General features: G+C 60.1%; 18 protein-coding genes and 1 tRNA gene. 13 read left to right on the plus strand and 6 right to left on the minus strand.

Translation table 11 applies throughout. The features are described 5' to 3' along the window. Position 1: 1 nt before the first annotated feature. The 7 genes from EYD00_RS10400 (at position 2) to dps (ending at position 6,676) form a co-directional block, all read left to right on the plus strand. A complete protein-coding gene (locus EYD00_RS10400; RefSeq protein ID WP_004443452.1) occupies positions 2 to 1,519 on the plus strand; it encodes a tripartite tricarboxylate transporter permease in 1,518 nt (505 codons plus the stop codon). Between the two features lie 129 nt (positions 1,520 to 1,648). After that, on the plus strand, positions 1,649 to 1,909 hold the full coding sequence (locus tag EYD00_RS10405; RefSeq protein ID WP_004443453.1) for a hypothetical protein: 261 nt from the start codon (positions 1,649 to 1,651) through the stop codon (positions 1,907 to 1,909). 342 nt (positions 1,910 to 2,251) lie between these two features. After that, positions 2,252 to 3,190, plus strand: coding sequence for a siderophore ABC transporter substrate-binding protein (locus EYD00_RS10410; protein ID WP_004443455.1), 939 nt, complete (start codon positions 2,252 to 2,254; stop codon positions 3,188 to 3,190). Between the two features lie 193 nt (positions 3,191 to 3,383). Then, positions 3,384 to 4,349 carry an ABC transporter permease gene (locus EYD00_RS10415; RefSeq protein ID WP_004443456.1) on the plus strand — a complete coding sequence of 322 codons (966 nt, stop codon included), beginning with the start codon at positions 3,384 to 3,386 and terminating at the stop codon, positions 4,347 to 4,349. Further along, positions 4,342 to 5,310 (plus strand): iron chelate uptake ABC transporter family permease subunit, encoded by a 969-nt coding sequence (locus tag EYD00_RS10420; RefSeq protein WP_004443457.1) that lies wholly within the window; start codon positions 4,342 to 4,344, stop codon positions 5,308 to 5,310. Before EYD00_RS10415 ends, EYD00_RS10420 begins: the two co-directional genes overlap by 8 nt. Beyond that, entirely contained in the window at positions 5,307 to 6,065 is a 759-nt protein-coding gene (locus tag EYD00_RS10425) for an iron ABC transporter ATP-binding protein (RefSeq protein ID WP_004443460.1), read from the plus strand. Before EYD00_RS10420 ends, EYD00_RS10425 begins: the two co-directional genes overlap by 4 nt. A 122-nt stretch (positions 6,066 to 6,187) precedes the next feature. After that, the gene (gene dps / locus EYD00_RS10430; RefSeq protein WP_004443462.1) at positions 6,188 to 6,676 is read left to right on the plus strand and encodes a DNA starvation/stationary phase protection protein Dps; all 489 of its coding nucleotides are present in this window, start codon (positions 6,188 to 6,190) and stop codon (positions 6,674 to 6,676) included. 66 nt (positions 6,677 to 6,742) lie between these two features. On the opposite strand, the gene EYD00_RS10435 is transcribed toward dps, so the two are convergent. Next, the gene (locus EYD00_RS10435) at positions 6,743 to 6,964 is read right to left on the minus strand and encodes a hypothetical protein (RefSeq protein WP_004443464.1); all 222 of its coding nucleotides are present in this window, start codon (positions 6,962 to 6,964) and stop codon (positions 6,743 to 6,745) included. A 368-nt stretch (positions 6,965 to 7,332) separates the two neighbouring features. Here EYD00_RS10435 and EYD00_RS10440 point away from each other — a divergent pair. Then, a tRNA-Gly gene (locus EYD00_RS10440) sits at positions 7,333 to 7,407 on the plus strand. Positions 7,408 to 7,523: 116 nt separating this feature from the next. On the opposite strand, the gene EYD00_RS10445 is transcribed toward EYD00_RS10440, so the two are convergent. Continuing rightward, the gene (locus tag EYD00_RS10445; RefSeq protein ID WP_004443465.1) at positions 7,524 to 8,357 is read right to left on the minus strand and encodes an aldo/keto reductase; all 834 of its coding nucleotides are present in this window, start codon (positions 8,355 to 8,357) and stop codon (positions 7,524 to 7,526) included. A gap of 61 nt (positions 8,358 to 8,418) precedes the next feature. Continuing rightward, positions 8,419 to 9,600 (minus strand): MFS transporter, encoded by a 1,182-nt coding sequence (locus tag EYD00_RS10450; protein ID WP_004443466.1) that lies wholly within the window; start codon positions 9,598 to 9,600, stop codon positions 8,419 to 8,421. 163 nt (positions 9,601 to 9,763) lie between these two features. Here EYD00_RS10450 and EYD00_RS10455 point away from each other — a divergent pair, with 163 nt between their 5' ends. Continuing rightward, positions 9,764 to 10,663: a LysR family transcriptional regulator gene (locus EYD00_RS10455; protein WP_004443467.1), complete on the plus strand. Its 900-nt coding sequence runs from the start codon at positions 9,764 to 9,766 to the stop codon at positions 10,661 to 10,663. A gap of 3 nt (positions 10,664 to 10,666) precedes the next feature. On the opposite strand, the gene EYD00_RS10460 is transcribed toward EYD00_RS10455, so the two are convergent. Beyond that, positions 10,667 to 11,566, minus strand: a complete 900-nt coding sequence (locus EYD00_RS10460; protein ID WP_004443468.1) for a LysR family transcriptional regulator — start codon at positions 11,564 to 11,566, stop codon at positions 10,667 to 10,669. 135 nt (positions 11,567 to 11,701) lie between these two features. Here EYD00_RS10460 and EYD00_RS10465 point away from each other — a divergent pair, with 135 nt between their 5' ends. The 4 genes from EYD00_RS10465 (at position 11,702) to EYD00_RS10480 (ending at position 17,638) form a co-directional block, all read left to right on the plus strand. Continuing rightward, a complete protein-coding gene (locus EYD00_RS10465) occupies positions 11,702 to 12,511 on the plus strand; it encodes an alpha/beta hydrolase fold domain-containing protein (protein ID WP_004443469.1) in 810 nt (269 codons plus the stop codon). A gap of 116 nt (positions 12,512 to 12,627) precedes the next feature. Next, the gene (locus EYD00_RS10470; protein ID WP_004443470.1) at positions 12,628 to 13,818 is read left to right on the plus strand and encodes an efflux RND transporter periplasmic adaptor subunit; all 1,191 of its coding nucleotides are present in this window, start codon (positions 12,628 to 12,630) and stop codon (positions 13,816 to 13,818) included. Between the two features lie 133 nt (positions 13,819 to 13,951). After that, a complete protein-coding gene (locus tag EYD00_RS10475) occupies positions 13,952 to 17,146 on the plus strand; it encodes an efflux RND transporter permease subunit (RefSeq protein ID WP_004443471.1) in 3,195 nt (1,064 codons plus the stop codon). A 288-nt stretch (positions 17,147 to 17,434) separates the two neighbouring features. Beyond that, positions 17,435 to 17,638 carry a hypothetical protein gene (locus EYD00_RS10480; protein WP_004443472.1) on the plus strand — a complete coding sequence of 68 codons (204 nt, stop codon included), beginning with the start codon at positions 17,435 to 17,437 and terminating at the stop codon, positions 17,636 to 17,638. A gap of 52 nt (positions 17,639 to 17,690) precedes the next feature. Here EYD00_RS10480 and EYD00_RS10485 read toward each other — a convergent pair whose 3' ends face one another. After that, complete coding sequence (locus EYD00_RS10485; protein ID WP_004443473.1) at positions 17,691 to 18,536, minus strand: endonuclease/exonuclease/phosphatase family protein; 846 nt, start codon at positions 18,534 to 18,536, stop codon at positions 17,691 to 17,693. A 13-nt stretch (positions 18,537 to 18,549) separates the two neighbouring features. Next, positions 18,550 to 20,010, minus strand: a complete 1,461-nt coding sequence (locus EYD00_RS10490; protein WP_004443474.1) for a phospholipase D-like domain-containing protein — start codon at positions 20,008 to 20,010, stop codon at positions 18,550 to 18,552. Positions 20,011 to 20,133 lie beyond the last annotated feature (123 nt).

The following is a 20,133-nucleotide window of genomic DNA, read 5'->3' on the forward strand; positions in this document are numbered from 1 at the left end:
CATGAGTACCTTTGAATTCCTGCTGCACGGTCTTGAGGTTGCTGCCCAACCCATGAACCTGCTCTACGCGCTGATCGGCGTGACGCTCGGCACCGCCGTCGGCGTTCTGCCCGGCATCGGCCCCGCCTTGACCGTCGCGCTGCTACTGCCCGTCACTTACCGGCTCGATGCTGCCGGTTCGCTCATCATGTTCGCCGGCATCTATTATGGCGGCATGTATGGCGGTTCGACCACCTCCATCCTGCTCAACACGCCGGGCGAAAGCGCCTCGATCGTGACCGCGCTAGAAGGCAACAAGATGGCCCGCAAGGGCAGAGGCGGACCGGCTCTTGCCACCGCCGCCATCGGCTCCTTCGTGGCCGGTCTCATCGCCACCATCGCGCTTGCCTTCGTCGCCCCCTACATCGTCAAGCTGGCGCTGGTCTTCGGCCCACGCGAATATTTCGCGCTGATGGTGCTGGCTTTCGTCACCGTTTCCTCCGCCTTCGGCGATTCGGCGCTGCGTGGTCTCACCTCGCTGTTCATCGGCTTTGCGCTGGCCATCGTCGGCATCGACCAGCTGACGGGCCAAACCCGCATGAGCTTCGGCATCCCCGACCTGCTCGACGGCGTGGAAGTCACAACGCTTGCGGTCGCCATGTTCGCCATCGGCGAGACCCTGTTCATCGTGGCGCAGGGCCAGAGCGGCGACGACAAGGTCGAAGCCGTCAAGGGTTCGGTCTGGATGAGCGCGCAGGACTGGGCGCGTTCGTGGAAGGCTTGGCTGCGCGGCACCCTGATCGGCTTCCCGATTGGCGCGATGCCTGCCGGCGGCGCTGAAATCGGCACGTTCCTGTCCTATGCCACCGAAAAGAAGCTGACCAAATATCCGGAAGAATTCGGCAACGGCGCGATTGAAGGCGTTGCGGGTCCGGAAGCGGCGAACAACGCCTCGGCTGCCGGTACGCTGGTGCCGCTCCTGACGCTCGGCCTGCCGACGACGGCAACAGCGGCCATCATGCTCGCCGGTTTCCAGCAGTTCGGCCTGCAGCCCGGCCCCCTGCTGTTTGCCACCAATCCGCAGCTGGTCTGGGGCCTGATCGCCAGCCTCTTCATCGCCAACCTGATGCTCTTGGTGCTCAACCTGCCGCTCGTCGGTCTCTGGGTGAAGCTGCTGACCATTCCGAAGCCCTGGCTTTACGCCGGCATCCTGCTGTTCGCAACGCTCGGCACCATCGGCGCCAACCCGTCGGTGTTCGAACTCGGCATGCTGCTCGCCTTCGGCATCCTCGGCTACATCATGCGCATCTTCGGGTATCCGATCGCGCCTGCGGTTGTCGGCCTCATCCTTGGCCCGCTCGCCGAACAGCAGCTTCGCCGCGCACTGGCCATCGGCCAGGGCGACCCGACCGTGCTGTTCACCTCGCCGATTGCCGTTGGCCTGTTCATCGTCGCGGCAGCCGCCTTCATCATTCCGCTCATCATGCGTATCCGCGGCCGTGGCGAGGTGCTGACGCAGCTTGCCGCCAACGAGGATTGAGAACCAAAGAACCTCCCAAGGCAACTGGCCCCGTATCTCCGGATACGGGGCTTTTTTTGTGGAACGTTATGGATTGCGGCGAGGTTGGGGGCGGCATAGATTTTATGAAACCCTCTGAGGAACCCTGTCATGCGCAGCCTTGCAATCCTGACCATCCTTGCTTTAACCGGTTGCACTACCGCCGCCCCCGATGTGGAACCCATTCCCGGCAGTATCACCTATGGCGGGCAGCCCCGTACCAAACTGACAAAGTCCCCCGTCGGCAGTACGCTCAGCAACGAATTCGTGATGGGCGACGGAAGGCTGGCGATCGAGACTTACCGGGTGCAGCCGGACCGATCGTTGAAACTGGAGAGGCGCGAAATCGTCGGCGACTGGCCACCGGATTGACAGCGGCTGTCACGTTGGTCGTGATGGGTAAAACAGACGGGTAAAAGGCACCGACCAAAGTGACGCCGGCCTTTCCTTCCCCTCAACGTCACCTCGGACTTGATCCGAGAATCCATCACCACCAACGCAGTAGGATACTCGGGTCAAGCCCGAGCATGACGGGGAAGAGGTTCGAGCAGATGTTTCATCTGCCCCCGCATTTCCCGCTCACGGCAATTCAGAACCATTCTAAAACATAATTTTGATTTCCGCCCGCCTTGCCAATAAAGCTGATAACGGACATCAAGTTAACCGGACGGAAAGCTTTCCGCCGGTCCGGAACCATTCGCAAGGGACATATTCGTGGCCATCAACTTCACCTTCCCCGTTCGGCTGCTGGCGGCAGCGGCCTTCAGCCTTGGCGCGATGACCGCAAGCGCTGAGGAAATGACGATCAAGCACGCCCAGGGCGAGACCGTGCTGAAAGCCGCGCCGAAAAAGGTTCTGGTTCTTGATGTTCCCTCGCTCGACAATCTCGATGCACTCGGCGTCGAGCCGACGGGCGTCGTCGGCTCCAACCTGCCGACCTATCTGCAGAAATATGCCGACGGGAAATATCTGAAGGTCGGCACGCTGTTTGAGCCCGATTACGAGGCGATCAATGCGGCAGAGGCCGATCTCGTCATCGTTGGCGGCCGTTCGCGGGCAAAATATCCGGATGTTGCCAAGATCACACCGGCCATCGACATGTCGGTGGATTCCAAGGAATTCATCGGCAGCGTGAAAGCCAACATCGCCAAGCTTGGCGATATCTTCGGCAAGCAGGAAGAAGCCAAGAAGCTCGATGCCGCCATCGATGAAAAGGTGGCGAAGCTGAAAGAGATCGCCCCCAATTCCGGAACGGCGATGATCCTCGTCACCAATGCCGGCAAGGTCGGCGTTTATGGCCCAGGCTCGCGCACCGGCTGGCTGCACACCGAAATCGGCTTCAAGCCGGTCGCAGCCGACATCGACGACCGCTTCGACCGCGGCGACGTCGTCTCCTTCGAATATCTGGCCGAGGTCAACCCCGAATGGCTGTTCGTGATCGACCGCGATGCCGGCATCGGCCGCGCCACCGATCCCGGCAAGGCGGCAGCCCAGGTGCTGGACAACGAGCTGGTCCACCAGACCAACGCCTGGAAAAAAAAGCAGATCGTTTACCTCGACCCCCAGGCGGCCTATATCGTCAGCAGCGGTTATACGGCGCTCACCACCCTGCTAGATCAGGTCTACAAGGCTGTCTCCGACAAGAAATCGTAAAAGCCTCTAGGCATGCGCTTCTGAAGGCTGCTCCATACTCGACGTCATCCTCGGGCTTGACCCGAGGATCCATCGCGCGTCAGGTTGTGGATCCTCGGGTCAAGCCCGAAGATAACCAAGGAGAGGTCGGACACCTGTTTCGGCAGCCTGCCAGGTTACGGGGGGCTTTTACCATTTACGAAAAACTGCCAACGTGAAATCCCTGTCTCTCATCCTTGTCCTGTTGCTAGCCCTGGTGCTCGCCATCACCAGCCTGTTCGTCGGCGTGAGCAACGTTTCGCTCGCAACGCTTTTCGCACCCGACACGAGTGCAGACGCGCTGCGGGTGCTGCTCGTCAGCCGTATTCCGCGCACGCTCGCGCTGATCCTTGCGGGAAGCTCGATGGCGATTGCCGGCCTCATCATGCAGATGCTGGTGCGAAACCGCTTCGTGGAACCTTCCACGGCAGGCACGACGGAATCCGCCGGCCTCGGCCTGCTCGCCGTCACCCTTTTGGCACCGGATACACCGATCTTCGGCAAGATGCTGGTGGCAGCAGCTTTTGCTCTCGCCGGCACTGCGCTGTTCCTGCGCATCCTGCGGCAGGTGCCGCTGCGCGACGTGCTGCTGGTGCCGCTGATCGGCATCATGCTTGGCGGCGTCATTTCCGCCGTCACCACCTTCTTCGCCTATCGCTTCGATCTGCTGCAATCGCTCGGGGCATGGATGACGGGGGATTTTTCCGGCGTACTGCGCGGCCGTTATGAGTTGCTGTGGATCGGTTTTCTCTTCGCCATCGCCGCCTATCTCGCCGCCGACCGCTTCACCGTGGCGGGCATGGGCCGGGACTTCACCACCAATCTCGGTCTCAACTATCGCCGGGTAATGGCGCTCGGCCTCACCATCGTTTCGCTGGTCAGCGCTGTCGTGGTGGTGACGGTGGGCATGATCCCCTTCCTGGGCCTCATCGTGCCGAATGTCGTGAGCCTGATGATCGGCGACAATATGCGCCGCTCGGTGCCATGGGTGGCGACGCTTGGCGCGGTCTTTGTGCTCTCCTGCGACATCATCGGCCGGACCGTGCGCGCGCCTTACGAAATACCCATCGGAACCGTGGTCGGCGTCATCGGCAGCGCGCTGTTCCTCTATCTCCTGCTGCGGAAACGCAACCATGCGTGAGAGAAACCCTGACAGGCGCGCAAAAATCGTTCTGCTTGTGCTCGCCGCACTGGCGCTCATTTCCATGACCGCCTTCATGACGCTCGGCGCCAGGGGAAGCTGGAGTTTCGTGCTGCCGTTTCGCGGCATCAAGCTCCTGTCGCTTTTGCTGGTGGCCTACGCCATCGCCGTTTCCACCGTGCTGTTCCAGACGGTCACCAACAACCGTATCCTCACCCCTTCGGTCATGGGTTTCGATTCACTCTACGTGCTGATGCAGACCGGGCTGATTTTCGTCTTCGGTTCGGCAACAGTCGTGATGATCGATCCTCAACTGAAATTTCTGGTGGAAACCGGGCTGCTCGTCGCCTTTTCCGCCCTGCTCTATCGCTGGCTTTTTGTCGGAGCGGAACGCAGCCTGCATCTTCTCGTCCTGGTCGGTATCGTCTTCGGCGTGTTTTTCCGCAGCCTCTCGGGCTTCATGCAGCGGGTCCTCGATCCGAACGAATACACGGTGCTGCAGGATGTGCTTTTCGCCAGTTTCAATTCCATCGATCCGACGCTGCTCACTGTTTCCGCCATCATCATCGGCGTGGTGACCATTATCGGGCTGCGCCTGATGCACACGCTCGACGTGCTCTCGCTCGGCCGCGCGACGGCCATCAGCCTCGGGGTCGAATACAAGTACACCGTGACCATCATCCTCGTGCTGGTCTCCGTACTTGTCGCCGTCTCCACTGCGCTCGTCGGCCCGGTCATGTTCTTCGGCCTGCTGGTCGCGGCCCTCGCCCATTATCTCACCGGCAACGGCAAGCATGCCTATGTGCTGCCTGCGGCGATCCTCATCGCCGTGATCTGTCTCGTCGGCGGTCAGGTTGTGCTGGAGCGGGTTTTCGCCTTCGATACGGCGCTCTCCATCATCATCGAATTTCTGGGCGGCATCGTCTTTATCGGTCTCATTCTGAAACGAGGTGCGCGATGATCATCGCCAGTCAGATCAGCAAATCCTATGGTGATAGCGTCGTCATCGACGGCGTCTCGGTTTCCATCCCGGCAGGCGGCGTCACCTCCATCATCGGGCCAAACGGCGCGGGTAAATCCACGCTCCTGTCCATCGTCGCAAGGCTGATGTCCATGGATACGGGAACCGTCACGGTCGACGGGCTGGATGTCACGAAAACCCCCTCCGATACGCTGGCGAAGCGGCTCTCCATCCTGCGGCAGGACAACCACATCTCCTCGCGCCTGACCGTGCGCGACCTTGTCGGCTTCGGCCGCTACCCCTACTCCAAGGGCCGCCCCACCATCGAGGACAAGGCCCATATCGACCGGGCGCTTGAATATCTTCACCTTGAAAATCTGGCCGACCGGTTTCTGGACGAACTGTCCGGCGGTCAACGCCAGCGCGCCTTCGTGGCCATGGTGCTTTGCCAGGATACGGATTATGTGCTGCTTGACGAGCCGCTCAACAACCTCGACATGAAACACGCCTCCAGCATGATGAAAATCATGCGCAAGGCGGCCGACGAGCTGAAGAAGACCGTGGTTCTGGTTCTGCACGACATCAACTTCGCCTCCTGGTATTCCGACACCATCATCGCCATGCGCGAGGGCCGCATCTGTCATCAGGGTCCTGCGGAAGAGATCATCCGTCCCGATATTCTCAAGGAAATCTATGACATGCCGATCAGCGTCAGTGAGATAGACGACCGGCGCATCTGCCTGTTTTACGAATGACATGATGATTGTGCAGGATTTTTGCTGTCCCGTCGCCTAACATGGAACAGGGCCACAGGCCCGCACGTTAATCGACGGACTTTTCCAAAGCGGCATTCCGTCCGCAACTTCAGGAGACATCGATGAAGACGCACAAGACGAAGAACGACCTGCCTTCAAACGCCAAGTCGACCGTTATCGGCATTCTAAACGAATCGCTGGCTTCGGTGATCGACCTTGCGCTCATCACCAAACAGGCGCACTGGAACCTGAAAGGCCCGCAATTCATCGCCGTGCATGAACTTCTCGATACGTTCCGCACCCAGCTCGACAATCATGGTGACACGATTGCCGAACGTGTGGTCCAGCTTGGCGGCACGGCGCTCGGCAGCCTGCAATCGGTCTCCTCGACAACCAAGCTCAAGGCCTATCCGACCGACATCTACAAGATCCATGACCATTTGGACGCCCTGATCGAACGTTATGGCGATGTGGCCAACATGATCCGCAAGGCCATAGACGATTCCGATGAAGCGGGCGACCCCACGACGGCCGACATCTTCACCGCCGCCTCGCGCGATCTCGACAAGGCGCTCTGGTTCCTCGAAGCGCATGTGCAGGAAAAGAGCTGAGCGGAAATCCGCCCACTTCAAAAACAAAGCGCCCGGATATCCGGGCGCTTTTTTTCTTCTCAGGCATCAGTGCCGCCGCAAAACGGCAAGCCCGATGTCCCGCAACATCTCATGGTCGAGAATGCCGCGCTGGGCGCTGCGGATAAGAACCGCCGCGCACTCGTTGGCAACGTGGCTGCTGCGATCTTGAAGGCACTCGAAACATACGCCATCGAAAATATTCTGCAGATCGGTGATCTGCTCCGGCGACAATTGTGCGCCAACCCGTTCAAAAGCTGCATACGACAAGGCTCATCCTCCTGATGATATGCCAAGTATCGTTTCTTTTTTTCGTGGACAGGAAATTTGTACACCCGAACGAATCACTTGTCGAATCAGATTTTAACCAAATGTAAATAGATTATTTCCTGGCACCGCATCTGGGCGCTCCATTGTGAGACGGCAATAAAAACCAGATGAAACAATATCTTCGCTCAAATATCCATGGCGTCCGAGCCCGCCGCTTCCCGGAAGGGCAGATAAATTCGCAGGCAGGCGGATTTCCACCGAAACCGCAAAAGAAACTGTTGCATTCCAAAAACGATTGAGCGATATAGCACCCGTCGCCGCTTCGGCGGCCCACGGTTCAGCATACTACCCCGGACCGGTGGATTTGAGCGGGTGTAGCTCAGGGGTAGAGCACAACCTTGCCAAGGTTGGGGTCGAGGGTTCAAATCCCTTCGCCCGCTCCAGATTTCCAGAACAGGCCGATAAATCTCTGGCGTGCCCGATGCGAGGCGCATCGCCATACGCGAAAATTTCTCGCGAAAAGAAACCGGGAAGAGAGTTCTCTCCCCGGCCCTCATCGTCAGGCGGCCTCGTCCCAGACGGGCGCAAGCCCTTCCGGCGAAACGATGCGGCCATCCGGTCTGGCAAGCGCACGGATTGCCGCCATTTCATCTGCCGAAAGCTCGAAGTCGAAGATGGCGAGATTTTCCTCGACCCGGGCCTCACTCACCGTTTTCGACAGGGCGACGACGCCCTGCTGCTGCACGAGCCAGCGCAGAACCACCTGTGCTACCGACTTGCCACGGCCCGCGGCAATCTCCTTCAGCACCGGATCGTCAAACACTTTACCATCGGCCATGCCGTAATAACCCGTCACCAACATGCCCGCAGCTTTGGCGGCAGCGATAACCACATCCTGATCGATGTAGGGGTGGTATTCGATCTGGTTGGTCACGATCGGGGCATCGGACAGCTTCACCGCTTCGGCCATCAGCGCCGTGCTGAAGTTGGAAACGCCGATATGGCGCACCTTGCCGGCCTGCCTCACCGCGTTCAGCGCGCCGATCTGCTCGGCAAGCGAAACCGCCTCGTTCGGCCAGTGCAGCAGCAGCAGGTCCACATGGTCGGTCTTCAGCCTTTTCAGGCTATCATCGACAGAGGCGAGGAAGGCATCGTGCCTGTAGTTCTCGACCCAGACCTTGGTGGTGAGAAACACTTCGCCGCGCGCAACGCCCGAAGCAGCAATGGCTTCACCGACCTCGGCTTCATTGCCATAGATCTGGGCGGTATCGATATGGCGGAACCCGGCCTTCAGCGCATGGGGAACGATACGCAGCACATCGGGGCCGGGAATGCGAAACGTGCCGAAACCAAGCGCCGGGATTGACGCGCCGTTTGCAGTGACATCAAACATATATTTTCTCCTTTGAGGTGGCCCGGCCGGCTTGGGAGCGGCCGGGTATTTCATGAAAAGCTCAGGCAGTTTTCAGTGTCAGCGCGGCGCGGCGGTCGAGCGCGCTGCTCCAGATGGTCAGGAGCAGGGCAACCGCGACGAGGATGGCGCCGACCCAGGGTGTGGCACCCAGGCCCAACGGTGATTCCACCACCAGACCGCCGAGCCACGCGCCGATGGCGATGCCGAGGTTGAACGCGGCGATGTTGAGCGCCGAAGCGACATCGACGGCGCCGGGACGATGCTCCTTGGCAAGCTGCACCACATAAAGCTGCAGGCCGGGAACATTGGCGAAGGAGAGGAAACCAAGCGCGGCAAGCGTGATGAGCGTCAGCACCGGCGAAACCGCGGTGAAGGAAAAGACGAGCAGCACGATGGCCTGCGCCAGGAAGAGGCCAATGAGGGCCCTGGCCGGATTATGGTTGGCGATCCGGCCGCCACCGATGTTGCCGGCCGCGATGGCGATACCGTAAAGCACGAGGATCAGGCTGACGCTCTTTTCCGAAAATCCGGTCACATCCTGCAGGATTGGCGCAAGGAAGGTGAAGGCGACGAAGGTGCCGCCGTAACCAAGCGCGGTCATGGCGAAAACGATGAGCAGGCGGCCGGAGCCGAGAACACGGACCTGATCGAGCAAGCTTGCCGGCGGCGCCTTCTTGAGTGTGTTCGGGAGAAGCGCTGCAATGCCGAGGAAGGCAATGACACCAAGGGCAGCAACGGCCCAGAAAGTTGCGCGCCAGCCGAAGACTTGGCCGATATAGGTGCCGAGCGGAACACCGGTGACGATGGCGACCGTAAGGCCCATGAACATCATGGCAATGGCCGAGGCGCGACGGTTTTCCGGCACGAGATCGGCCGCGATGGTGGAGCCGACCGAGAAAAAGACGCCATGGGCGAAGGCGGCAATGACGCGGGCGACCAGCAGCATCTCATAATTGGGTGAAAGTGCTGCGAGACTGTTACCGACGATGAACAGGGCCATCAGGCCGAGCAGCAGCGGCTTCCTCTCTATCTTGCCGGTCAATGCGGTCAGGATCGGCGCACCAAAGGTCACACCCAGTGCATAGACACTGACGATGAGACCGGCGAGCGGCAGGGTGATATGGAGATCGTTTGCGACAGTCGGCAGCAGACCGACAATGACGAACTCCGTTGTTCCGATCGCATAGGCCGCGATCGTCAGGGCAAATATGGCCAATGGCATGACGAATACCTCTTCGCCCGCAGCTGGATCGCGGGCCTTCTGGACAGCGTGGGGCTGCCCGGTTGGATCAAATTGTATGAGCGCAATATGGGCAAAGGGGACTTGCATGATAATCGGCAAAGCCGGATAAATACCTTTGAATTGATTTCATAGGTGATGCGCGATGGATAACAGGGCCGGAGAGATGGAAGTCTTCGTGGCGGCGGCGGAACTCGGCAGCTTTTCAGCCGCCGGGCGCAGGCTGAAGCTTTCGCCCTCGGCCGTCAGCAAACTTGTCACACGTATCGAAGACCGTCTCGGCACCAGGTTGCTGGCCCGCTCCACCCGGCTCGTAACGCTTACGCCGGAGGGCGAGGTCTATCTGGCGCGGGCCCGACGCATTCTCGCCGACATAGCCGAGACCGAGCAGATCGTGGCGAGCGGCGGCAAGGTGGTGCCGCGCGGGCTGCTACGGGTCAACGCGACGCTGGGCTTCGGCGAACGTTATCTCCTGCCGCTTGCACCGGAATTCCTGTCGCTTTATCCGGAAATCGAGCTGGATATTTCGCTGACTGACGGTGTCATCAGCCTGATCGAGGAACGCACGGACATTGCCATACGCTCCGGCGCCATGGGCGATTCATCGCTGAAGGCAAGAAAGCTAAAGGAAGTACGCCGCGTTATCGTCGCCTCCCCCACCTATATCGAACAATACGGCATGCCGGAAACGCCGCAGGATCTGGCGCGGCACAATTGCCTGAGCTTCAATTTCAGTCGCAGTCTCAATGAATGGCCGTTTCGCGACCCCGGTTCTGCCGATGTCTATCGCCTGCCAGTCACGGGCAATGCCTCCGTCAATAGCGGCATGGCCATGCGCAGGCTTTGCCTATCGGGGCTTGGGCTCGGTCGGGTCGGTGAATTCCACGTCGAACCCGATATTAGGGCTGGCCTGCTCGTTCCCGTACTGGAAGACTATAGCGCCGAGGACATGGAGGTGATCCACGCGGTTTATGCCGGCCATGAGCATCTCGCAGCCCGCGTGCGCGCCTTCATAGATTTCCTTGCCGCAAGGGTCGGGCGCTGATTATCACACCAGCCCATGTACCAGCTTCGCAAGCCAGTCGACAAATACGCGGACCTTGTTGGTCACGTGCCGGGTCTGGGGATAGACGACATAGATCGGCATCGCCTCCCGTCGCCATTCGGAAAGCACCGGCACCAGCTCTCCGCGCGAAAGGGCGTCGCGCACCATGAAGATCGGCAGCTGCACGATGCCCATGCCGGCGAGCGCCGCATTCAAGTAGGTGCGGCTGTCATTGACGGAAACGACGTAGTTGGGCGTCAACTCGACGCTGCGTATGCCATTGTCGAAGGAGGCCGGCATGATCTGACCGGTGGTGGCATTGAGGTAACCCACCGACAGATGATCCTTCTCCAGGTCCTCCGGTTCTCGGGGCATGCCAAAATTTTCGATATAGGAAGGCGACGCAAATGTTTCGAACCGGAGTTCGCCTACTTTTCGGGCAATCAGCGACTGATCGCGCAACACGCCTACGCGTAGCGCGCAGTCGACATTTTCCGCGATATAATCGACCAGACGGTCGCCGACACCGAGATCGAGACGGATTTGCGGATAGCGCTGGTAAAATTCGCAAAGATGTGGGATAACCACAAGGTCCGCAAAGACACCGGCCATTTCCACGCGCAACCGGCCGGATGGCTGCACCTGCGCGCTGGACATGCTGCCGTCAAGTTCTTCTATTTCCGATAAAATCTGCGATGCACGCTCATAATAGAGAGCGCCGTCCGTTGTCAGCATCACTCGCCGCGTCGTGCGGTTGAGAAGCGTGGTCTGCAAATGCGCCTCGAGCGCCTGGACCATATTGGTGACCGTGGTTTTCGGCATGTTCAGCGCTGTCGCGGCGCGGCTGAAATTGCCGGTTTCCACGACACGCGTAAAAACCCGCATGGCGGAGAGCTGATCCATGATGAGATTATCCGTCTTTTTGGAATAGTGTTTTCATTTTGGCATACTTGATCGTTTTTCCCCGAACAATAATATGAATTTCAGATTTTGCAAATGTGATGCACTGCTCAAGGTGGTGCAACGGGACCGGATCAGATGAACGCGCACTGGGAGAATATCAAAAGCTGTGGGGGCTTCGCGTCCCAGCTTTCCGTGCGCCGATATGAAGGTTCGAGCCTGTGCAGCCAACCGCCCGTCGTACTTTATCTGCGCGGCGGTTCGTTTCTGGAACCCGGCCTGGAGCCGGGCGGCAATTGCCCGGAACTTCCGGTCGCGCGCGCGCTTGCAGAAAGCGGCGCGGTGGTCGTGGAGGCCGATTACAGCAGGCCGTCCGGCAACGAGTTTCCGATGGTTATCGACTGCGCTTACGAAGCGCTCGATCGCCTGAGCCGGGATCGCAAGCATTATGGCGGCGCGAAATCGCTGCTGTTCGTGGCCGGCGAAGAGGCAGGCGGCAATGTGGCGGCGGGGCTTGCCTTGAAGGCCCGTGACCGCATGCCGGGCAAACTTGCCGGTCAGATACTTCTGTCGCCCATGATCGATCCGATGATGACGACGGAATCCTTCCGCGACGCGGACAGGATCGGCATGCGCCAGCGCTGGGCGGATGGCTGGAGCCATTACCTTGCCAAGGCGTGCGGGTTTTTTCACCCCTATGCCGCACCCTGCCAGTGCACGCGGCTGAACCGGGTGGCGCCGGCGCTGATCTTTACCGCCGAGGACGACCCTCTGCGCGACGAAACGGTCAATTACGGAGACCGCCTCATCGCCTCAGGCGTTAGCGTTAGGCAGCATGTTTTCCCCGCCGGCGTCGGCTGGACGGGGCTTTATCAAGGAGAGGGCGGCGGATGGGTCTCATCCGTCTGTTCGGAGTTCAAGACTTTCGTTGACCAGTTAAACCACTGAAATTTCGCATTTTGAGCATGTCCAGTAAAAGTGCGTAGCGGTTTTACGTCCGGATCATGCGACGAAGTAAAAATAGATGAACGACCTGCTCCCGATCGGGGGCGAAGGAGATACCCATGACGCTGAACACAAAGCGCCGGGCCCTGACGGGCGCCGGTATCGGGCTTGCCATGTCCGTTGCAGCAGCAGCACTGTTTTTCGACCTCCCCACCAGTCGCGATGCAACGGCCGCTTCCACGCCTGCTGAAACACCAGCGATCCCTGTCACCGTTGCCAAGGTTGAAAGCCGCGACGTGATGCGCTGGGAGGAATTTTCCGGCCGTCTGGAAGCCGTTGACCGGGTGCAGATTCGCTCCCGCGTCGCCGGCCAGATCAAGGCCGTTCACTTCCGCGAAGGTGCGCTGGTGAAGGAAGGCGATCCCCTCTTCACCATCGACCCGGCCCCCTATCAGGCCGCTGTCGCCGGCGCTGAAGGACAGGTTGCCTCCGCCGAAGCCAAGGTCAGCCTTGCGAAAACGGAACTCGACCGTGGCCGCCGGCTTTCCGACAACCGCACCATCTCGCAGAGCGATCTCGACCAGCGCCAGAGCTCGTTTGCGGATGCCGAAGCCCAGCTTCGCGCCGCCCGCGCAGCACTCACCACGGCGCAACTCGATCTCGGTTACACCGAAATCCGCGCACCTGTTTCAGGCCGCGTCGGCCGCATCGAAATCACCGCCGGTAACCTCGTCGCCGCCGGTTCCACCTCGCCGGCACTGACGACCCTCGTGTCGGTCAACCCGATCTATGCGAGCTTCAACGCCAGCGAAGGCGTGGTGGCCAAGGCTCTTGCCGAGCTGCCGAAGACCGATGGCGCCCTGCCGGCTCTCGAACAGATCCCAGTGGAAATCGGCACGCTTTCGGATGAAGGCACGCCGATCAAGGGTACGCTGCACCTGATCGACAATCAGGTGGATTCGGCAAGCGGCACCATCGGTGTGCGCGCCGTCTTCGACAATCCCGATGGCAGGTTGATCCCCGGCCAGTTCGTGCGGGTGCGCATGGGCGAACCGAAGCCGGAAAACCGCATCGTCATCAGCGATCGCGCCATCGGTACGGATCAGGACAAGCGCTTCGTCTTCGTGGTCGATGCCGAAAACAAGGTGAGCTACCGCCAGATCAAGCCGGGCGCGCCGGCCGATGGCCAGCGCATCATCGAAAGCGGCCTTGCTGCCGGTGATACGATCGTCGTCAACGGCCTGCAGCGCATCCGTCCCGGCGCAACCATTGCACCGCAAGCGGAAGATAAGGTTGCTGCCTCGCAGTAATCCACCTCTTTGATCAATAAGCGTCCCGCGCTTTCGCGAGACGCGCATTCAGACAGAACCGGCCTTCACCGGCGGCAGAATTGCCGCCGGAGCGGCCTTCGCATTCCAAAATATACCCGGAGAGGGACTGGATATGAATATTTCCAGATTTTTTGTCGACCGGCCGGTATTTGCCGGCGTCTTGTCGATCCTGATTGTGGTGGCAGGCCTTCTTGGCATGCGCGCCCTGCCGATTTCGGAATATCCCGAAGTCGTTCCGCCATCCGTCGTCGTGCGCGCCACCTATCCCGGTGCGAACCCGACCGTTATCGCTGAAACCGTCGCGACACCGCTCGAAGAACAGATCAACGGTGTCGAAGACATGCTCTACATGGGCAGCCAGGCGACGTCGGACGGCGTGCTGACGCTCACCGTCACCTTCAAGCTCGGCACCGATCCTGATAAGGCCCAGCAGCTTGTGCAGAACCGCGTCTCGCAGGCCGAACCGCGCCTGCCGGCGGAAGTGCGCGCGCTCGGCATCACCACGGTCAAGAGCTCGCCCGACTTCATCATGGTCGTCAACCTTGTCTCCAAGACCGACGCCTATGACATCACCTATCTGCGCAACTATGCGACGCTGAACGTCAAGGACCGTCTCGCCCGCATCGAAGGCGTGGGTCAGGTGCAGGTCTTCGGCGCGGGTGACTATTCCATGCGCGTCTGGCTCGATCCGCAGAAGGTGGCCGAGCATGATCTCGCCGCCAGCGACGTCTCCGACGCCATCCGCCAGCAGAACGTGCAGGCCGCGGCCGGGGTCATCGGCGCTTCACCAAGCCCGAACGGTGTCGACCTGCAGCTCAACGTCAATGCCCAGGGCCGTCTGACGACGCCGGAAGAATTCGGCAACATCATCGTCAAGAGCGGCGCGAACGGCGAAATCACCCGCCTGCGCGATGTCGCGCGCATCGAACTCGGAGCAGCCGATTACACGCTGCGTTCTCTGCTCGATGGTGAGCCGGCCGTGGCCGTCGCCGTCCTCCAGGCGCCCGGCTCCAACGCCATCGAAATCGCCGACAATGTCCGCGCCACCATGGATAATCTGCAATTGGCGATGCCCGATGGCGTGAAATACGAGATCGTCTACGATACGACGAAATTCGTGCGCTCCTCCATCGAGAAGGTTGTCGATACACTCCTCGAGGCCGTTGGCCTCGTGGTGCTTGTCGTCATCCTCTTCCTGCAGACGTGGCGCGCCTCGATCATTCCGCTGATCGCCGTTCCGGTCTCGATCATCGGCACCTTCGCCGTCATGTATGCCTTCGGCTTCTCCATCAACGCGTTGACGCTGTTCGGCCTTGTGCTCGCCATCGGCATCGTGGTGGATGACGCGATCGTGGTCGTCGAAAACGTCGAGCGAAATATCGAAAACGGGCTCTCACCGCGTGACGCCACCTATAAGGCGATGCGCGAAGTCTCCGGTCCGATCATCGCCATTGCGCTGGTACTGGTCGCCGTCTTCGTGCCGCTCGCCTTCATCTCCGGCCTGTCCGGCCAGTTCTACCGGCAGTTCGCGCTGACGATTGCCATCTCCACCGTCATTTCGGCCATCAACTCGCTGACGCTGTCACCCGCACTTGCGGCCCTGCTGCTGAAGGAACATGGCGCACCGAAGGACTGGCTCACCCGCTTCATGGACAATATCCTCGGCTGGTTCTTCCGCGGCTTCAACCGTGCCTTCGGCGCGGCCTCGAACGGCTACGGCAAGACCGTCGGCGGGCTGGTGACGCGCAAGAGCCTCGTCATGATCGTCTATATGGCGCTGGTGGCCGCCACCTATGGCATGTTTACGACAGTTCCGAGCGGCTTCGTGCCGGCGCAGGACAAGCAGTACCTCATCGGTTTCGCGCAGCTTCCTGATGGCGCAACGCTCGACCGTACCGAAAGCGTGATCAAGCGGATGAGCGAGATCGCCATGGAAACGCCCGGTGTCAGCCACGCCATCGCCTTCCCCGGCCTGTCGATCAACGGCTTCACCATCGGTTCCAATTCCGGGATCGTTTTTGCGGTTCTCGACGACTTCGAAAAACGCAAGACACCGGAACTGTCAGGTGGCGCCATCGCCATGCAGCTGAACCAGAAATATGCCGGCATTCAGGACGCCTTCATCGCCATGTTCCCGCCGCCGCCGGTCAACGGTCTCGGCCAGACAGGCGGCTTCAAGCTGCAGATCGAAGACCGCGCCGGTTACGGCTACCAGACGCTGGACGAAGCGGCGAAAGCCGTTATCGCCAAGGCATATCAGACGCCGGAGCTGGCAGGCATTTTCTCCAGCTACCAGATCAACGTGCCGCAGCTCTTCGCCGATCTCGACCGCGCCAAGGCGGAACAGCTGGGCGTCTCCGTCAGCGACGTCTTCCAGACGCTGCAGATCTATCTCGGCTCGCTCTATGTCAATGACTTCAACGCCTTCGGTCGCACATACAGCGTCCGTGTGCAGGCGGATTCACAGTTCCGCGCCCACGCCGAAGATATTGGCCGCCTGAAGGTTCGCTCGGCAACGGGTCAGATGATCCCGCTGTCGACGCTCCTGAAGGTGAATGCGACGACCGGACCGGAGCGCACCAACCGTTATAACGGCTTCCTTGCGGCCGATATCAACGGCGGACCGGCACCGGGCTTCTCCTCGGGTCAGGCACAGGCCGCGATCGAAAAGATCCTCGCCGAAACCCTGCCCGCGGGCGTCGATTACGAATGGACGGATCTGACCTATCAGCAGATTCTCGCCGGCAATTCCAGCATCGTGGTTTTCCCGCTGGCGCTGCTGCTCGTCTATCTCGTGCTCGCTGCGCAATATGAAAGCCTGACCCTGCCGATCGCGATCATCCTGATCGTCCCGCTCGGCGTGCTCGCAGCCCTCACGGGCGTCTGGCTGACGGGAGGGGATAACAACATCTTTACGCAGATCGGCCTTGTCGTCCTTGTCGGTCTCTCGGCGAAAAACGCGATCCTGATCGTGGAATTCGCCCGGGAACTGGAATTCGAGGGACGAACGCCGCTTCAGGCGGCCATCGAGGCAAGCCGGCTTCGCCTGCGCCCGATCCTGATGACCTCGCTCGCCTTCATCATGGGCGTGGTGCCGCTGGTCGTCTCGACAGGTGCCGGTGCGGAAATGCGCGCCGCCATGGGTGTCGCGGTCTTCTCCGGCATGATCGGCGTGACGTTCTTCGGCATCTTCATGACTCCGGTCTTCTATGTGCTGGTGCGCAAGCTGGCGGGCAACCGTCCGCTCATCCAGCACAAGCAGGAAGAACCGGCCAATTCGGACTACAAGCTCGAAAAGGCCGGCTGATACCGACACCTATCCACCGCAACCTTCGACGCAAGCCCGCCGCGCATCCCGAGATGCGCGGCGTTTTATATGGAAAGATGTGTATGCGCCTCTTCTGAAATTGAATCAGTTTCAAGTGCTTAACGGTAATACAGGCTGCGTTCTGCGCCGCACCACAATTGGCAAAAGTCAATATAGATGTTGGTGACTGCGCGCAGAGGAAGAAACAATGATATTTTATGCTTTGTATTTTGTGTTACTTTCCAAGAACAGGGTGATTCGGACTAAATGATTTAGTTCAGGGGCGACATGATGGAGCAGGATTACGAGAACTGGGCGACGACCGTTGCCTATTCGATAGTGATGCATGAGGGTCTTGATCTCGCGCTTTCCGCGCAAAATCTCGATAGAGGCAAGACCAGAAACAATCGTGAGCGGTTGATGGAAGCCATTCGCACATCCTTGCTGGAAGCGCGCTCACGCAGCCACGTGACAGCGGCGCAACGGGTTTAAGCCAGCCTCCTGAGATTGTTGCGGCAGCTTTCCTGGGCACGCCGCTGCAAGATCAGGCCGGAAGCAGGTCGGTCCGCACCGCGGCTTTCAGCGGCAGATGATCCGAAGCGATACGCGCCAGTGCGCTGTCATGCGCTTCGACCTGCTCGATCAGCCCTTCACGATTGGCGATGATCCGGTCCAGAGCCAGCACCGGCAGGTTGGACGGAAAACTGGGTACGGCTGGCGGCAGAGCGCCGAAAGCATCGCGAAACGTATTGAGTGATGAACCATTGCCGAGGCGCCATTCATTCAGGTCTCCCATGAGAATGGTCGGGCATTCATCCCTCGCTTCAAGAAGGCCGATCAGAGCCTTCGCCTGCTGGGCGCGGGAATGCCGCAGCAGCCCGAAGTGAGCGGCAATGACCCGCAGGGTGCCGCCGCGCTTCAGATCCAGTTCAACAACGAGCGCGCCACGCGGCTCAAGCCCAGGCAGCTTCAGGGTATGAACCTCCTTGACCGCGCCCTCCTTGAACAGGACGACATTGCCATGCCACCCATGCGCCTTCACCCCGACCTGGACAGGCACGGGGACAAGGCCGCTTTCCCTTTCCAGCCGGGCGAGATCGAGCAGCCCGGTGCGTTCGCCGAAGCGGCTGTCGGCCTCTTGCAGCGCAATGATATCCGCCCCGATTTCCTGAATCACGCGACTGGTGCGATCAGGATCGAACTTGCGGTCCCGGCCCACGCATTTATGCACGTTGTAGGAGGCGATAACGGGAAAATCATGCGCCTTTTCCGCAGGCTTGGCATTCTGCCGCTGACGGTGATTGCGCAGCGAGTCCATCACAAAGGCCGGCAGGCTGGTATTCCGCGCCAGTACCGCTTTTTCGTTTTCCAGCACGCCGTCTTTTTTCACACGTCATCTCCGCTCAAAGATAGGGCGAGGCCAGCCACAGTACCCGTTCCACAAAACGAACAACGAAGGGACGCGCTTTCAGTTCGCTCAGTCTCACAGGTATTGCGGCGTCGCGCGCCGTCGAGATCGTCTGCGTGATGGCCTGTCCGAACGCTTCGTCCATAACCTCCAGATCGATCTCGAAATTCAGACGCAAAGAGCGGGGATCGAGATTGGACGAACCGATGTAGCTCCACCGTCCGTCGATCACCAGCATCTTCGAATGATTGAACGCTCCCGTCGCCCTCCATATCCGGCAATAGTTGCGCAACATCTGATCGAACTGCGCCGTCATCGCCCTGTCGACAAGCACCAGATTATTGCTTTTCGGCACGACGATATCAACGACGACGCCGCGTCGCGCCGCCGTAATCAGCGCCGAAATAAGCTCCCGATCCGGGAGAAAATAGGGCGACATGATGAGAATCGACGACCTTGCGATGGAAAAAGCGCCGGTCAGCATCTTGTGATTGGTCTCGATGCTTTTGTCCGGCCCGGAGGAGCAAACGCGGGCAACGATCTGCGAGCCCGGCACGCCTTCGGGAATGGCGATATCCCAGACCGGCGTGTCCAGAAGTTCCTTTGTCGTGAAACGCCAGTCTTCCGCCGCAATGGAGAAAAAATCCGCTACCACCGGTCCGCTGATCTTGAAATGTGTGTCGTGCGATTGTCTTCCCTGGCCGAATTCCTCGGTAAAGCCCTCGCGTATGTTCATGCCGCCACTAAAGGCGACACGCCCGTCCACCACGAGAATCTTGCGGTGGGTGCGCAGATTGGCGTAGGGCAGCCGCAGCCCCATGATGACGTTGCCGTTGAAGACGTTGGCGACGATGCCCCTCTCCCGCAGCGTCGGCAGGATGCTCGGAACCGAATAACGCGCGCCCACGGCATCGATGAGCACCCTCACCTCCACGCCGCGCTGTTTTGCCCGCTGGAGGGCGGAAACGAAGCGGGCGCCGATCCGGTCATTATCGAAAATATATGTTTCGAGGATGATCGACCGTTTCGCCTGCTCGATCGCTTCCAGCATCGCCGCATAGGCGGCGTCACCCGTGGCGATGGGCTCGATGCTGTTGCCAGTCGTCAGTGCATGGCGGGTCACCCGGTCACCCAGTACCTTCATCGCCGCGAAACGGCGGCCGAACCGCTCGGCCACCAGCTCACCGCCAGCGTCGAAACGGGCCACGCGGTCCATGATCTCGTCCTGCATGAAGGACCGCTGCTGGGTAATGTTGGACCGGCGGATGCGGTTGATGCCGGCAATGGCATAGATGACCGCACCGACGATGGGCGACAGCACGATGACGCCGACCCAGCCCAGTGCCGAGCGAACTTCTTCCTTCGTCATGGTGGCGTGCACGGCCGCCACGGTTCCCATCAAAACGGAGAGAACGGCAAGAATATGCGGCCAATAGGCGATGATGAGAGCGAGCATGAATACAACTATAGGGCATCAGGCGGAAAAGTGTAACGCGGTTTTCCGAAAGCCGCCGCCTTAACGAGAAATCGGTGCAGCGATCCCGCAACGAGAGGCGTTCCCTGACGGCGGCAAAACGAC

The sequence above is a fragment of the Agrobacterium sp. 33MFTa1.1 genome, assembly GCF_004328495.1.
In the GTDB taxonomy this organism is placed as follows: domain Bacteria; phylum Pseudomonadota; class Alphaproteobacteria; order Rhizobiales; family Rhizobiaceae; genus Agrobacterium; species Agrobacterium pusense.